General features: G+C 74.3%; 10 protein-coding genes. 6 read left to right on the top strand and 4 right to left on the bottom strand.

All coding sequences use genetic code 11. The features are described 5' to 3' along the window. Positions 1-21 precede the first annotated feature (21 nt). On the bottom strand, positions 22-2028 hold the full coding sequence (locus tag AMOR_RS18525; RefSeq protein ID WP_248353149.1) for a potassium transporter Kup: 2007 nt from the start codon (positions 2026-2028) through the stop codon (positions 22-24). Between the two features lie 245 nt (positions 2029-2273). On the opposite strand from AMOR_RS18525, the gene AMOR_RS18520 reads away from it, so the two are divergent. The 6 genes from AMOR_RS18520 (at position 2274) to AMOR_RS18495 (ending at position 9836) form a co-directional block, all read left to right on the top strand. Further along, positions 2274-3662, top strand: a complete 1389-nt coding sequence (locus AMOR_RS18520) for an MATE family efflux transporter (protein WP_248353148.1) — start codon at positions 2274-2276, stop codon at positions 3660-3662. 48 nt (positions 3663-3710) lie between these two features. Further along, positions 3711-4145, top strand: a complete 435-nt coding sequence (locus tag AMOR_RS18515; protein ID WP_248353147.1) for an archease — start codon at positions 3711-3713, stop codon at positions 4143-4145. Positions 4146-4215: 70 nt separating this feature from the next. Continuing rightward, positions 4216-5655 (top strand): RtcB family protein, encoded by a 1440-nt coding sequence (locus AMOR_RS18510; RefSeq protein ID WP_248353145.1) that lies wholly within the window; start codon positions 4216-4218, stop codon positions 5653-5655. 51 nt (positions 5656-5706) lie between these two features. Next, a complete protein-coding gene (locus tag AMOR_RS18505; RefSeq protein ID WP_248353143.1) occupies positions 5707-5928 on the top strand; it encodes a hypothetical protein in 222 nt (73 codons plus the stop codon). Positions 5929-5962: 34 nt separating this feature from the next. Next, the gene (locus AMOR_RS18500; protein ID WP_248353141.1) at positions 5963-8137 is read left to right on the top strand and encodes a thioredoxin domain-containing protein; all 2175 of its coding nucleotides are present in this window, start codon (positions 5963-5965) and stop codon (positions 8135-8137) included. 70 nt (positions 8138-8207) lie between these two features. Continuing rightward, positions 8208-9836 carry a DUF4388 domain-containing protein gene (locus AMOR_RS18495; protein WP_248353139.1) on the top strand — a complete coding sequence of 543 codons (1629 nt, stop codon included), beginning with the start codon at positions 8208-8210 and terminating at the stop codon, positions 9834-9836. Positions 9837-9870: 34 nt separating this feature from the next. Here the strand turns inward: AMOR_RS18495 and AMOR_RS18490 are convergent, their stop codons facing one another. Genes AMOR_RS18490 through AMOR_RS18480 form a run of 3 tightly spaced genes read right to left on the bottom strand, consistent with a single transcriptional unit; the run spans position 9871 to position 15420 of the window. Next, complete coding sequence (locus AMOR_RS18490; RefSeq protein WP_248353137.1) at positions 9871-12999, bottom strand: efflux RND transporter permease subunit; 3129 nt, start codon at positions 12997-12999, stop codon at positions 9871-9873. Between the two features lie 16 nt (positions 13000-13015). Further along, entirely contained in the window at positions 13016-14158 is a 1143-nt protein-coding gene (locus tag AMOR_RS18485; RefSeq protein ID WP_248353135.1) for an efflux RND transporter periplasmic adaptor subunit, read from the bottom strand. Beyond that, positions 14155-15420, bottom strand: coding sequence for a TolC family protein (locus tag AMOR_RS18480; protein ID WP_248353133.1), 1266 nt, complete (start codon positions 15418-15420; stop codon positions 14155-14157). Before AMOR_RS18480 ends, AMOR_RS18485 begins: the two co-directional genes overlap by 4 nt. Positions 15421-15424: the final 4 nt, after the last annotated feature.

The raw sequence follows: 15424 nt of genomic DNA, 5'->3' as shown, positions 1-15424 counted from the left end.
AACGGCGCTCCGGCCGCCGGATCAGAGCTGGATCTGCGCGCCCATCTCGACGACCCGGTTCGGGGGGAGACCGAAGAAGGAGCTCGCCGTCTGGGCGTTGCGCGCCATCACGATGAAGAGCCGCTTGCGCCAGCCCCAGATCGCGGACGGGCCGTTCGGCAGCAAGGTCTCCCGCCCGAGGTAGTAGGTCGTCTCCATCGGGACGATCTTGATGCGGGGCCCGCCGCCGACGAGCGGCCGCGTCGGGAGCGAGTCGAGCATCGCCGGGACGTCCGGCGTCTCCATGAACCCGTAGCGCGCGAGGACCTGGAAGAAGCCGCTCCCGAGGTCGCGCGTCGAGACCCGCTCGCGATCCGGGACGAACGGGATCTCCTCGGTCATGAGGGACACGAGGATCACGCGCTCGTGCAGGATCTTGTTGTGCTTCAGGTGGTGCAGGAGCACCGGCGGCACGCCCCCCGGGTTCGAGGTCATGAAGACCGCGGTCCCCGAGACGCGCTGGAGCTTCTTCCGCCCGATGTCCGCCATGAAGAAGTCGAGGGGGAGCCCCGACTCCCGGAGCATGAGGGCGAGCGCGTCTCGGCCCCGCTTCCAGGTGGACATGAGCGTGAAGACGAAGATCGCGGCCGCGACCGGGAACCAGCCACCGTCCTCGAACTTGATGAGGTTCGCCCCGAAGAACGCCACGTCCACCGAGAGGAAGAGCGCCGTGAGCGGCCAGGCCTTCGGCCGCGACCAGTGCCACTGATCCCGCGCGACGCGGTGGAAGAGGAGCGTCGTCACCATCATCGTCCCGGTGACGGCGATGCCGTACGCCGCAGCGAGGCGGGAGGAGGTCTGGAACCCGAGGACCAGCGCGACGCACGCGACGCCGATCGCCCAGTTCACCTCGGGGATGTAGATCTGCCCGATCTCCGACGACGACGTGTGACGGATCGTGACGCGCGGCGAGTACCCGAGCTGCACCGCCTGCTGCGTGAGCGAGAACGCGCCGGAGATGAGGGCCTGCGACGCGACGATCGCGGCCAGCGTCGCGATCCCGATCATCGGGTAGAGCCCCCAGGAGGGCACGAGCAGGTAGAACGGGTTCGTCGCGGCGGTGGGGTCGTGGAGGAGCAGCGCGCCCTGGCCGAGGTAGTTGAGGAGCAGCGCGGGCATCGCGAGCGCCAGCCACGCGAGGCGGATCGGGCGCTTCCCGAAGTGGCCCATGTCCGCGTAGAGCGCCTCGCCGCCGGTGATGACGAGGACGACGCCGCCGAGGACGAGGAACCCCTGCCAGCCGTTCGCGAGGAAGAAGCGGATCCCGTGCACCGGCGAGATCGCGAGGAGGATCGACGGGTCGTGGGTGATGCCCCGGATCCCGAGGAGCGCGATCGAGGTGAACCAGACGAGCATGATGGGCCCGAACACCGCGCCCACCGTCGCCGTCCCGCGCTTCTGGATCAGGAACAGCAGCACCAGGATCACGACCGTGATCGGCACCACCAGGTGGCCGAGCGCCGGCGCGGCGACGGTGACGCCCTCCACCGCGCCGAGCACCGAGATCGCGGGCGTGATGACGCCGTCGCCGTAGAGGAGCGCCGCCCCGAACAGCCCGAGGATCAGCAGGACGCGCCGACCGGCGCGCGTGGTCTCGGTCTTTCCGACGAGCGCCATGAGCGCGAGGATCCCGCCCTCACCCCGGTTGTCGGCGCGCATCACGAACGAGAGGTACTTGAACGTCACGACGAAGGTCATCGCCCAGACCACGAGCGAGAGGACCCCGAGGACGTTCGGCGGCGTGGGGGCCACCCCGTGGAGGCCGGTGAAGCACTCCTTCAGCGAGTAGAGCGGGCTCGTCCCGATGTCGCCGTAGACGACGCCGAGGGCGCCGAGGGCGAGCGCCGCGAGGGCCTTCCCCCTCGGCTTCGGGCGGTGGCCGTGCGGCACGGGCGACGGCGTCGCGGCGGGCAGCTCGCCGGCGCCGGGCGTCGGCGCCGGCTTCGCGTCGGCAGCAGGGAGATCCTGGGGTGATGGAGCCTGGGACATCTGAGGGGGCGGTCCGTGAAAGGCGGCGAAGGAAAGCAGATCGTCGTCGGCGAGTCGAGTGGCGACCCCACCTCCGCGCACACGCGGCCGTGGTTGTTATCGAATTTGTCTATCCAGCACTGCACTTGCGCCAGGCAGGCCCCCCGTAAGGGTCAATCCCGCTTGGCTGCAAGTTCCCATTAGCAATTCACGGGCCGCCCACCGCTCGCTCCTCTCCGTACCCTCGGATATCTTCGCGCGCCCCGATGACCTCGCCTCACCCCTTCCGCGCGGAGCTCCGCGCCCTCGTGCGCCTCGCGCTGCCGCTCTCCATCGCGGCCAGCGGCCAGGCGCTCATGGGCGTCGTGGACACCGCGGTCGTGGGGCGCGCCGGGCCCGTCGCGATGGCGGGGACCGGGCTCGGGAACGCCCTCTTCTTCGCCGTGGGCGTCTTCGGGATGGGGCTCATGCACGGCGTCGACCCGCTCGTCTCGCAGGCGCTCGGTGCGGGGGAACCGGGCCGGGCGCGCCGGTTCCTCTGGCAGGGCGTCTGGCTCGCCGGCGCGACCTCCCTCCTCCTGGCGGTCCCGCTCGCGGTCGCGCCGTCCGTCCTCGTCCGGCTCGGCATCCCGCCCGGCGTCGCGCGCGAGGCGGGGCGCTACCTCTGGCTGCGACTGCCCGGGCTGCCCCTCTTCCTCCTCTACTTCGTCGCCCGCGCCTACCTGCAGGCGCACGGCCTGCCCCGGCCCATGGTGATCGCGGTGGTCGCGGCGAACCTCCTGAACGTGCCCGCGGTGGCGCTCCTCGTCTTCGGGGGCGCGTCGCTCCCGGCCGCCCTCGGCCCCCTGCGCCTCGTGCCGCCGATGGGCGCCGCAGGCGCCGCGCTCGCCACGACCCTCTGCATGGTCGTGCAGTCGGCGATCCTCGTGCTCGCCATCTCCCGCGTGCCGTTCCCGCGCGCGGGCCGCGGCCACCGCCGGCCCGCCTGGCCCGACGTGCGCGCGGCGATCCGGGTCGGCGGCCCCATCGCGCTGCACATGGGGACGGAGGTCGGGATCTTCGCGACGGTCGCGTTCCTCGCCGGCCGGCTCGGCGCGGACGCGATGGCGGCGCACCAGCTCGCCATCTCCATCGCGAGCCTCACGTTCACCTTCGCGGTCGGCTTCGGCGAGGCGGGCTCGGTCCGCGTCGGGTGGGCGGTCGGCGCGCGCGACCGGATCGGCGCGCGCCGCGCCGGCCTCGCGGCGTTCTCCGGCGGCGCCGGGTTCATGTCGACGTCCGCGCTCGTGTTCCTGCTCTTCCCCGGCCCGCTCGCGCGGCTCATGACCGACGACGCGCAGGTCGTCGCGACGGCGGTGCCGCTCCTCCGGGTGGCCGCCCTCTTCCAGATCTCCGACGGCATCCAGGGCGTCGGCGCCGGCGTGCTGCGCGGCGCGGGCGAGACGCGGTTCACCTTCATCGCGAACGTGTTCGGCCACTGGGTCGTGGGGCTCCCCGCGACCATCCTGCTCGGGTTCGGGCTCGGGTATGGGGTGACGGGGCTCTGGGGCGGCTTCTGCTTCGGCCTGACCGCCGTCGCGGCCTCGCTGCTCGCCCGGTTCCTGCGCGTCTCGTCGCGCGAGATCGTGCCCCTCGCGGACCGCGCCATCGCCTGAGCCCACGCGGGTCCGCCCCCGCCGCGCTGCCGGGCGTAGGCTTCCATCGTGCGCCTCGCGCTGCCGCAGCCGTTCGAGGACCTCGACCACACCGCCGACGTCGGCGTCCGGGTCCGGGGCGCGTCGGCCGAGGAGGTGCTCGCGCGGCTCGCGCTCGCGCTGGGCGCGCTCCTCGCCGGAGGCGGGGCCGTCCACGCCGACGCGGAGGAGCGGGTCGCGGTCGCGGGCGGGCCTGGGCTCGCCGGCACGGCGGTCGCGCTCCTGCGGGAGCTCCTGTTCCGCTTCGCGACGGCGCGGCGGATCCCCGCGGAGATCGAGATCGTCCGGCTGGGCGAGGACGCCGTCGAGGCGCTCGTCGCGACCGGTCGCTACGATCCCGACGTGCACGGCGAGGGCGTGGATCTCAAGGCGGTGACGTGGCACGCCGCGCGGCTCGAGCGCGAGGGCGACGGCTGGATCGGCCAGGTGGTCTTCGACATCTGAACGGGCCCCGTCGAGCGAAGCGTGACCGGTCCCCCGCGGCGCTCCTCCGTCGGCGCGATACGAGGACGACATGCAGCTCCGCCGCATCGAAGGCGACCTCTGGGAGATCCCGCGCGAGGGGCGGATGAAGGTGCCGGGCCGCGTCTACTCCGTGGGGCCGCCGGCGCCGGACGATCCTGCGCTCGAGCAGGTGAAGAACGTCGCCCACCTGCCCGGGATCCTCCGCTTCTCGCTGGCGATGCCCGACATCCACTGGGGGTACGGGTTCCCGATCGGCGGCGTCGCGGCGGTCGACGCCGAGCACGGGGCCGTCTCGCCCGGCGGCGTCGGGTACGACATCAACTGCGGCGTGCGCGTGGTCACCACCGCGCTCGACGCGGGCGACCTCCGGCCGAAGCTCCACCCGCTCGCGGCGCAGCTCTACCGCGACATCCCCACCGGCGTCGGCGCGAGCCGCGCGATCCCGCGCCTCGACGACGCGGAGCTGGACGAGGTGCTCCGCGACGGCGCGCGCTGGGCGGTGCGGCGCGGCTTCGCCGCCGCGGCCGACGACGCGGAGCGCTGCGAGGAGGGCGGCAGGCTCGCGGGCGCCGATCCGGACGCGGTGAGCGATCGCGCCCGGCAGCGCGGGTCGGATCAGGTCGGGACGCTCGGGAGCGGGAACCACTTCCTCGAGGTGGACCGCGTGGCGGAGATCTACGACGAGGCCGCCGCCGAGGCGTTCGGGCTCTTCCCCGGGCGCGTCGCGATCCAGATCCACTCCGGCTCGCGCGGCCTCGGGTACCAGGTCTGCGACGAGGCCCTCGCGGCGCTCGCGCCGCGGCTCGCCAGCTTCGGCGAGGACTACGCCGCGCTGCCCGACCGGCAGCTCGCGTGCGCGCCCGTCGACAGCCCCGAGGGTCGCCGGTACCTCGCCGCGATGCAGGCGGCGGCCAACTTCGCCTGGGCCAACCGGCAGGTCATGACGGGGCTCACGGTCCGCGCCTTCCTGCACGCGCTCGGGATCTCCGAGCGCGACCTCGGCGCGCGCCTCCTCTACGACGTCTGCCACAACGTGGCGAAGCACGAGGAGCACGAGGTGGACGGCGTCCGCCGGCGCGTCCTCGTCCACCGCAAGGGGGCGACCCGCGCGTTCGGCCCCGGGGACGCGCGCGTGCCCGCGCCGTACCGGGACGTCGGGCAGCCGGTGCTCATCCCGGGCGACATGGGCCGCTACTCCTACGTCCTCGCCGGGACGGCGCGCGCCATGCGCGACACGTTCGGGAGCAGCTGCCACGGCGCCGGACGGCTCCTCTCGCGGGGCGAGGCCCTGCGGCGCGCGCGCGGCCGATCCATCGCGCGCGAGCTGGCCGACCGCGGGATCGAGATCCTGGCCCGCGGGAAGAAAACCCTCGGCGAGGAGATGAGCGACGCGTACAAGGACGTGGCGCAGGTCGTCGCCGTGATGGACGGCGCGGGGATCTCGCGGCTCGTCGCCCGCCTGGAGCCGATGGCGGTCATCAAGGGGTGAGTCTGCCGACGCCCGGTGCGTCGCCCCACCCCCCATGCCTACCTTGCCGTCATGGGCGACCCGCCCGAACTCCCGCTGAAGCTCCTCAAGGGTGGCCGGACCGACGACGACCCGCCCACCGGACGCCCGCTCCCCCGAGAAGCCCTGCGCGTCATCCCCGGCGGACCGGCCGGGGACCTCCAGGCCGCCATCGAGGAGACGGTCCAGGCCGCGCGCAAGATGCGGCAGGAGATCGAGGAGCGAATCGCCAAGGCGCTGGAAGAGCTGTTTTGAGGCCCGGGGCCTGCGTCACCGTTAATTCCCCTTCATGGTCGAAGCCCTTCCCGGAGCGGGCCCGTTCCCGGAGGTGCTCGCGCGACGCCTCGCCGAGGCCGTCGCCGCGCGGAGCCGCGCGCAGGCGCCGCGGACGCACCACCTCGTGGACGGGCGGCCGCGGTACACGAACCGGCTCGCGCTCGAGCGGAGCCCGTATCTGCTCCAGCACGCGCACAACCCCGTGAGCTGGTACCCGTGGGGCGACGAGGCGTTCGAGGAGGCGCGGCGCAGAGGCAAGCCCGTGTTCCTGTCCGTCGGCTACTCGACCTGCCACTGGTGCCACGTCATGGAGCGCGAGTCGTTCGAGGACGAGGAGATCGCCCGCGTCCTGAACGAGCGCTACGTCGCGATCAAGGTCGACCGCGAGGAGCGGCCGGACGTGGACGCGATCTACATGACCGCCGTCCAGCTCCTCACGGGCGGCGGCGGCTGGCCGATGAGCGTGTGGCTCACCCCGGACCGCGAGCCCTTCTTCGGCGGGACCTACTTCCCGCCGCGGGACGGCGTGCGCGGGGCGACGCGCGGCTTCCTCGGCATTCTCGAGGAGGTCGCGGACGTGTATGCGAGGGATCGCCCGCGCATCTCGGCGGCCACCGGGTCGCTCGTGAGCGCGGTCCGGACGGCGCTCGCGTCGCACGGGGCGGCCGCCGACGAGCCGCCCGGCCCCGGGCCGATCGAGGAGGCGGTGGCGCTCTTCCGCCGGACGTTCGACGAGACCCACGGCGGCGTCCGCCGCGCGCCGAAGTTCCCGTCGAACCTCCCGGTGCGCCTGCTGCTCCGTTACCACCGCCGCACGGGCGACCCCGAGCCGCTGCACATGGCGCTCCTCACGCTCGAGAAGATGGCGGCGGGCGGGATCCACGATCAGGTGGGCGGCGGGTTCCACCGCTACTCGACGGACGCCGCGTGGCTCGTCCCGCACTTCGAGAAGATGCTGTACGACAACGCGCTCCTCGCGGTGGCCTATGCCGAGGCGTGGCAGGTCACCGGCCGGCGCGACCTCGCCCGCGTCGTCCGCGGGACGCTCGACTACCTCGTGCGCGAGATGACGTCGCCCGAGGGCGGGCTCTGGTCCGCGACCGACGCGGACTCCGAGGGCGAGGAGGGCCGGTTCTTCGTCTGGGAGGAGCGCGAGCTGCGCGACGCGCTCGGGCCCGACGCGGACCGCTTCGCCGCGTTCCACGGCGTGACGCCCGAGGGGAACTTCGAGGGGCGGAACATCCTCTGGGTGCCCAGGCCGGACGAGGGCGAGTGGGAGGCGCTCGCGCCCGCGCGGGAGAAGCTGTACGCGCTCCGGGCGCGGCGGGTCCCCCCGCTCCGGGACGAGAAGGTGCTCGCAGGATGGAACGGGCTCGCGATCTCGGCGCTGGCCTTCGGCGGCCGCGTCCTCGGGGAGCGGCGGTACGTCGAGGCGGCCGCGCGGGCGGCGGACTTCGTGCTCGGTCGCATGGTGAAGGACGGCCGCCTCCAGCGGACCTGGGTCGCCGGCGAGGCCGCCGTCCCGGCGTTCCTCGAGGACCACGCGTTCGTGGCGCAGGGCCTGCTGGAGCTGTTCGAGGCGACGTTCGAGCCGCGCTGGCTCGCGGCGGCGGTCGACCTGTCGGACCGGCTCGAGCGGCTGTTCGGGGATCCCGAGGGCGGCGGCTGGTTCACCACGGCGGCGGACCACGAGCGGCTCCTCGCCCGCGAGAAGCCGACCCACGACGGCGCCGAGCCGTCCGGGGCGTCGGTCGCGGTGCTGAACGCGCTCCGCCTCGACGCGTTCACCACGGAGCCGCGCTGGCGCCGCGCGGCGGATGCCGCGCTCCGGCACTACCACGCCGCCCTCGAGGCGCAGCCCGCGGCGCTGACCGAGCTGCTCCTCGCCCTCGACTTCGCCACCGACTCGGTGCGCGAGGTCGTGCTGCTCTGGCCGGACGGCGCGCCGGCGCCGGAGCCGTTCCTCGACGTGCTCCGCCGGACGTTCCTCCCGAGCCGCGCGCTCGCGGGCGCGGCCGAGGGCGACGCCGCCGCGCGGCTCGGCGCGGTGGCGTCGATCGCGGCCGGGAAGACCACCGCCGGCGGCCGTCCGACCGCGTACGTGTGCGAGCGCGGCGCGTGCCGGCTGCCCGCCATCGCGCCGGAGAAGCTGGCGGCGCAGATCGCTCCGGTCCGGCCCTACCGGTAGGCGCTCCCGGACCCGCGGGTGCGGGGTGCCCCGCGCGCGCCCCGCGCCGGCGGCGCTACACTCGCGCGGCATGTTCCCGCCGCCCGCCGAGGTCCTCGCGAAGCGCGAGGGCGCCATCGCCGACACGCCGCTGCCGCTCCTGCTCCAGGCGATCTTCGCCGCGGGACGGACCGTCACGCTCGACCTCCGGCTCCGCGGCCTGGAGAAGCGGATCCAGTTCGAGGACGGCTCGCCCGTCGCCTGCCGCTCGAACCTCCTCCACGAGACGCTCGGCAAGTTCCTCGTCTCGAAGGGGAAGCTCACCGAGGACGAGCACCAGCAGGCGCTGCAGGACAGCGTCCGCACCGGGAAGCGCATCGGCGAGCTCCTCGTGACGCAGGCGAAGGTGTCGGCGTTCGAGCTCTACAAGCTCATGCAGGCGAACCTCGCCCTCCGGATCCTGGACGCGTTCCGCTGGGCGGACGCGACCTGGCGCCTCCACGGCGACAGCGAGCCCGCGGAGCTGGCGCTCCGGATGAACCCGGCCCAGCTCGTCCTCACCGGCTGCGCCGGCTTCGTGCCGTTCGACGTCGTGGCGATGCAGCTCGCCTTCACCGACGGCCAGCGCTTCGCGCTCGTGCCCCGCCCGCCGCACGCGCTCTCGGAGCTGAAGCTCTCGACGCGCGAGGCGAAGCTCGTGCAGGTGCTCAGGCGTCGCCCGACGTTCGACGAGGCGGTCTCGGCGAGCGGGATGGAGGTCGAGGAGGCGATGCGGCGGATCTACGCCCTCGCGGTCCTGGGCGTGGTGGCGTTCGCCGAGGCGGTGCCGGAGGAGGCGGGGCCGGGGGCGAGCGCGACCCCCGTGCCCGAGCCCGAACGCGAACCCCTCTCCCCTGCCCGTGGCCCCCGCCCCATGGCCCCCGGGCCCGGGCCCGTGGCCCCCCACCCCGATGGCGCCACCTCGTCCAGACCGTCTGCGGCGCCCGACGCCCTCCCGGAGGAGTCCGACGCGCTGCGCGACGCGCTCGTCTCCGCCTACCTCGACCACCGCGCGAAGGACCCCTTCGACCTCCTCGGCGTGGCCGACGATGTCTCCGCCGCCGACGCGCGCCGGGTCTTCCTCGACCTCGCGGACCGCTTCTCGCCGCTCCGGTTCCGGAGCCCCGACCTGCGCGAGAAGGCGGAGGCGCTTCTCGCGGCCCGGGCCAGGGCGTTCGGCGCGCTCGCGGACGCGGACCAGGCGGCGCTGTGGCGGAAGCGGCGGGCGGCCGCGGCGGAGAAGGTGCGGGGGGCGGCGCGCCCGTCCGCCGCGGAGCAGTTCCGCATCTCGACGAGCCTCCTCGACGCGGCGGCTCAGTTCGCCGAGGGGCTGCGGCGCCTCGAGGCCGGCAACGCCCGCGGCGCCCTCGAGTACTTCCAGTACGCCGCCGACATCGAGCCGCGGACGCTGCACCGGGCGCACCTCGCCTGGGCGCGGTTCCTCGTCGATCCCGCGCGCCACGCGCGGCTCGCGCTCCAGGAGCTGGCCGAGGCGGCGCGGACCGACCCCGGCTGCGGCCCGGCGCACTTCTTCGCCGCGCAGATCCACCGCGCCGAGGGGCGCCTCGCGGAGGCGGAGGACGCCTACCGGCGCGCATTCAAGGCCGACCCGTCCGACCGGCGCGCGCAGGAGCTCGCCCTCGAGATGCTGCGAGCCCGGCGCGCGAACGCCCGACCGTGACGAGCGCCCGCGCGCCGGACCCCACGCCGGTGGATCAGTCCCGATCCACCGGCGCTCCCTGGAGAGCGACCACCGAGAGCCTCCCGTCGCCCGCGGTGAGGCCACCCGACCTGCGCCCCTCGACGAGCGCGTAGAGGACGGGCAGCACGAAGAGCGTGAGCAGCGTCGCCGAGACGAGGCCGCCGATCACGACGATCGCGAGCGGCCGCTGCGTCTCCGCGCCGATCGCGTGCGAGAGCGCGGCCGGGAGCAGGCCGAGCGCGGCGAGCAGCGCGGTCATCAGCACCGCCCGGAGCCGCGCCTGCGCGCCGGCCTCGACGGCTTCGACGACGCCCGCGCCCGCGCGCCGGCGCGCCTCGATGTCGGACAGGAGCAGCACGCCGTTCAGGACCGCCTGGCCGATGAGGGCGATGAAGCCCACCGCCGCGGAGACCGACAGGTTCGTGTGGGAGACGTACAGCGCCACGACCCCGCCGATGAGCGCGAACGGGATGTTCGCGAGGATGAGGAGGGCCGAACGGAGGCGGCCGAACGCCTTCAGCAGGAGCACCAGGATGAGCAGGATCGAGAGCGGGATCACGATCGCGAGGCGGTGCATCGCGCGCTGCTGGTTCTCGAACTCGCCGCCCCAGGTGATCTGGTAGCCCGCGGGCAGCTCGACCGCGCCGCCGACCGCGGCCTGCGCGTCCCGGACGAACCCGCCGAGATCGCGCCCGCGGACGTTCATCTTGATGCCGATGAAGCGCTGGTTCGACTCGCGGTTGATCGCGGCGCGACCCTCGCCGACCCGCACCGCCGCGAGCTCGGAGAGCGGGATCGACGGACCGTCCGGCGCCGGGACGAGCACGTCGCGGATCGCCGAGAGCTGGCCGCGGAACGCGCTCGGGAACCGGACGTCGACGTCGAACTTCCGCTCGCCCTCCCAGAGCTGGGTCGCGACCTTGCCGCCGAGGGCGGTCTCGATGGCCTCGTCCACGTCGGCCACCGCGATGCCGTACCGCGCGATCTTCTGGCGGTCGATGGCGATCTGCACCTGCGGGAGCTGGCCGGCCTGGATCACCGCGAGGTCGGCGACGCCGGGCACGCCGGCGAGGGCGCGCTCGACCTTCGAGGCGAGCGCGTCGAGCTTGCCGAGGTCCTCGCCGAAGAGCTTCACGGCCACCTGGCCCTTGATGCCGCTGATGCCCTCCTCGACGTTGTCCTTGATCGGTTGCGAGAAGTTGTAGTCGATGCCGGGGAGCTTCCGGAGCCGCGCGTCCATCTGCGCGACCAGGTCCTCCTTGGACCGCGCGGTGGTCCACCTGTCCTCCGGCGCGAGGTCCACGAACATCTGGAGGCTGTTCACGGGCGCCGGGTCGGTGCCGTCCTCGGGCCGCCCGAGCTGGGCGACGACCGTGCGGACCTCGGGAAACTCGAGCAGGGCGGCCCGGATCCGCGGGGCCATGCGCTCCGCCTCCTCGAGGGAGACGGACGGCGGCAGCGTCGCCGTGACCCAGAGCGAGCCCTCGTCGAGCTCCGGCAGGAACTCCGAGCCGAGGGCGCCCGCGAGCACCAGCGCGCCCGCCAGGGCCACCGCGGCGGCCAGCAGGACCTTCCCCCGGTGCGCGAGCGCGAAGCGGAGCGCGGGGCCGTAGGCGCGCTCCGCGACGCGCACCACCGGCGACTGCCGCTCCTTCTCCTTCCCGAGGAGCAGCGCCGAGAGCACCGGGACGAGGGTGAGCGACGCGATCAGCGCGCCGACGAGGGCGCTCGCGACGGTGTTCGCCATCGGGGCGAAGATCCGGCCCTCCACGCGCTGGAGCGTGAAGATGGGCACGTACGCCACGATGATGATGCCGAGGGAGAAGAGCGTGGGCCGGGCGACCTCGTGCACCGCGCGGCGGACGACGCCCGCGGCCGGGGCGGCCGGCTCGGCGTGCCGGCGCCGGAACACGTTCTCCACGATCACGACCGCGCCGTCGACGATGATGCCGAAGTCCACCGCGCCGAGGCTGAGCAGGTTCGCCGACATCCCGCGGACCTTCAGATACAGGAAGCTCCCGAGCAGCGAGATCGGGATCACCGCCGCGACCACGACCGCGCCGCGCCACGAGAGCAGGAAGAGGAGGACGACCGCCGTGACGAGCACCGCCCCCTCGGCGAGGTTGTGCAGCACGGTGTGGAGCGTGTGGTCGACGAGGGTGGTCCGGTCGTAGTACGGCACGATCCGGACGCCCTTCGGCAGCACGCCGCCGTTCAGCGCCTCGACCTTGGCGTGGATGCCCTCGAGGACCTTGCCCGGGTTCTCGCCCTTGCGGAGGAGGACGATCCCCTCCACCACCTCGTCCGTCCGGTCCTTCGAGACCTGCCCGCGCCGCGGCACCGCGCCGACGGACACGCGCGCGACGTCGCCCACGGTGAGCGGCGTCCCGCTCCGGGCCGCCACGACGACGTTCCTGAGGTCGTCCGCGGACCCGAGGTAGCCGATGCCGCGGATCACCATCTCCTCGGCCCCGTGGCGGAGGTAGTTGCCGCCCGCGTTGGCGTTCGAGCGCTGGAGCGCCTCGAACACCTGCCGGAGCGAGACGCCCTGCCCCTTGAGCCGCGCCGGGTCGACCTCGACCTGGAACTGCTTCTGGTAGCCGCCGAACGAGACCACGTCCGCGACGCCGGCCACATGCCGGAGCTGGCGCTCGAGCACCCAGTCCTGCAGCTCGCGGAGCGCCATCGGGCTCTGCTCCGCCTGCGGATCCGGCACGAGCACGTAGCGGTAGATCTCGCCGATGGGCGTGTAGAGCGGCCCGAGGGACGGCGTCACGCCGTCGGGCACGTCCACCTGCCGGAGCCGCTCGGAGACCTGACTGCGCGCGAAGAAGTTGTCTGTGCCGTCCTCGAACGTGAGCGTCACGACCGACAGGCCGTAGATCGAGATCGAGCGCATCGCGGAGAGCTGCGGCGTCCCGTTCAGCTCCTTCTCGATGGGCGAGGTCACCTGCCGCTCGACCTCCTCGGGCGCGTGCCCGGGGAAGAGCGTGATGACCTGCACCTGCGTGTCGGTGACGTCCGGGAACGCCTCGATGGGCAGCTCGTGGAAGGCCCAGAGCCCGGCGGCGACGAACGCCGCCGTGAGCACCAGGACCGCCCACCGCTCGCGGAGCGACCAGTCGACCAGCCGGTTCAGCACGCGTCCTCCTCCGTCCCTACGTCCCGTCGATCGCGGCCCGCAGGAACAGCGCGCCGTCCACGACGACCTGGTCGCCCGGCGCGAGCCCGGCGAGCACGCGGACCCGGCCGTCCTGCTCCGGCCCGCTCTCGATCGTCCGCTTCTGGAACCGGCCCTCGCCGAGCGCGACGACGACCGCGCTGGCCTCGCCGTCGGAGAGGACCGCCTGCGCCGGGACCGTGAGCACCGCCTCGCCCGGGGCGCCGCGGAGCGACACGCGCGCGAACATCTCGGGCTTGAGGAGCCGGTCGGGGTTCGCGACCTCGATCCGGACCTTCACCGTCCGCGTCGCCGGGTCGACGAGATCGCCGACGTGCCCGACGCGCCCCTCGAAGACCTTGCCGGGGAAGCCGGCCACCTTCACCGACGCGGCCTGCCCCTCGGCGACCTGTCCGAGATCGCGCTCGTACACGTCGGCGAGGACCCACAGGCGCGACAGGTCCGCGACGGTGACGAGCGAGGTCCCGCCGTCGGCCCGGACCTCCATGCCCGGGTTCGCGGGGCGCTCCACGACGACCCCGTCGATGGGCGCGCGCAGCACGTACCGCGAGGCGCGCGGCGTGGCGGCGCGCGGATCGATCCCGAGCACCTCGAGCCGCCCCTGCGCGCGCGCGAGCGCCGCCGCGGCCTTCGTCTCGTCGCTCTGCGCCTGGAGCACCTCCTTGTACGGCACGGCCTGATCGGCGTAGAGCCGCTGCTCGCGGGCGAGCGTCTTCCTCGTGACCTCGGCGTCCGCCGACGCCGCGACGAAGTCCGCGACCGCGCTCTCCGCGTCCGGCGAGGCGATGACGAGGAGGCCCTGGCCCTTCTTCACGCGGTCGCCGGCCTGCACGAGCAGCTCGGTCACGCGCCCGGAGACCGGCGCGCCGACGCGCGAGACGCGGCCCTCGTCGAAGGCCACCTTGCCGGTCACCGCCGTGGCGCCCGCCTCCGGCGACGGCTCGACGCGGGCGAGCTTCACGAAGTCCGGGACCTCCGGGAGCCGCACCTCGCCGGGCGGCGCGGGGCGTCGAGGCGGGGCCTCGAAGGCGCGCCCATCCGAGCACGCGGCGGAGGAGACGAGGGCGGCGGCGGCCACCGCCGCGAGCGGCGAGCGGACGGGGAGCGGCGGGCGGATCATGCGGCCTCCGGGAGCTGCGCGCCCACGGCCTGCTCCAGCTCCAGGCGCGCCTCGCGCAGCTCGTACAGCGTGTCCAGGTAGTCGGCGCGGAGCGCGATGTCGGTGCGCTCCGCCTCGAGGAACTCGAGCAGGCTCTTCTCGCCCGCGCGGTAGGTCTTCTCCATCACCTCGAGGGCGCGGTCGGCGCGGGTGAGGGCGCCGCCCTCGTAGCGGGCCACCTTCTCCGCGGCCGCCGCGTAGCGGGCCCACGCGCCCGCGACGTCGCGGCCGATGCCGGCCTCGGTCGCGGCGAGCGTTCGCTCCGCGGCGCTGACGGCGACGTCGGCTTTCTGCACCTCGCCCCGGCGGCGATCGAAGATCGGCAGCGGGAGCGAGAGCGTGACCGCGAGCGCGTCGGGGTTGTCGCCCGCCGCGACCGCGGCCGAGTGGGTCCAGGCGACGCCCACCGTGACGTCGGGGATCCGCTCGGCGCGGGCGAGGTCGGCCCCGGCCCGCGCGGTGGAGAGCGCCGCCCGCGCGCGCGCCAGGTCCGGCCGGGAGGCGAGCGCCCTCGTCGTGAGCGCGGCCTCGTCGAGGGGAGCCGGCGCGGTGCGGAGCGTCCCCTGCACGTCCACGTCGGGCGGCGCCCCAGGCCCGGCGAGCCGGAGCAGCTCGGCCACGGCGGCGCGCTCCGCCGCGACGGCGTCGGCGAGGTCGTTCTCCTGCTTCGAGCCCTCGAGCTCCACGCGGTCGAGATCCACCGCGGAGATGTCCTCGCTCGCGAAGCGGGCGCGCATGATCCGGAGCGTCTCGCCGTAGCGGGCCTTCACCGCCTCCGCGAGCGCGCGCCGCTCCCGGGCGCGGACGGCGTTCCAGAACGCGGTCCGGAGCGCGTACACCGCCGACCGGCGCGCGTCGTCCACACCGAGCCGCGCCTCCTCGACGGCGCTCCGCGCGGCGGCGAGCCGCTTCCCGCGCTTGCCGCCGAGCTCGATGGGCTGGTCGAGCTCGAGATTGGTCGTGTAGTTGTGGGCGAACCCGGCCCCGTTACCGGATCCCGTCAGGTTCGCCTGGAGCGGGATGTTCCCGAGCGCGGTGGAGAGGTTCGGGTTCGGGCGGGCGCCCGCCTGGACGGCCTCCGCCCGGGCGGTCGCCTCCGCGAACCGCGCGTCGACGAGCGCCGGGCTGTTCTTCTCGAACGCCGCCACGGCGTCCGCCTCCGTCCAGACGGGGCGTCCGGCGGGCGCGGAGGCGGCGAGAGCGACGAGCGCGACGGCGAACACGCAC

The organism is Anaeromyxobacter oryzae (assembly GCF_023169945.1).
Classification (GTDB): domain Bacteria; phylum Myxococcota; class Myxococcia; order Myxococcales; family Anaeromyxobacteraceae; genus Anaeromyxobacter; species Anaeromyxobacter oryzae.
The sequence above is the reverse complement of the archived record's forward strand: the minus strand, read 5'-3'. Positions and strand labels throughout refer to the sequence as shown.

Coding starts and splice junctions, on each gene's coding strand:
- AMOR_RS18495 (WP_248353139.1), top strand. CDS start 8,208: ATGTTCCCGCCGCCCGCCGAGGTCCTCGCGAAGCGCGAGGGCGCCATC.
- AMOR_RS18525 (WP_248353149.1), bottom strand. CDS start 2,028: ATGTCCCAGGCTCCATCACCCCAGGATCTCCCTGCTGCCGACGCGAAG.
- AMOR_RS18485 (WP_248353135.1), bottom strand. CDS start 14,158: ATGATCCGCCCGCCGCTCCCCGTCCGCTCGCCGCTCGCGGCGGTGGCC.
- AMOR_RS18510 (WP_248353145.1), top strand. CDS start 4,216: ATGCAGCTCCGCCGCATCGAAGGCGACCTCTGGGAGATCCCGCGCGAG.
- AMOR_RS18505 (WP_248353143.1), top strand. CDS start 5,707: ATGGGCGACCCGCCCGAACTCCCGCTGAAGCTCCTCAAGGGTGGCCGG.
- AMOR_RS18500 (WP_248353141.1), top strand. CDS start 5,963: ATGGTCGAAGCCCTTCCCGGAGCGGGCCCGTTCCCGGAGGTGCTCGCG.
- AMOR_RS18520 (WP_248353148.1), top strand. CDS start 2,274: ATGACCTCGCCTCACCCCTTCCGCGCGGAGCTCCGCGCCCTCGTGCGC.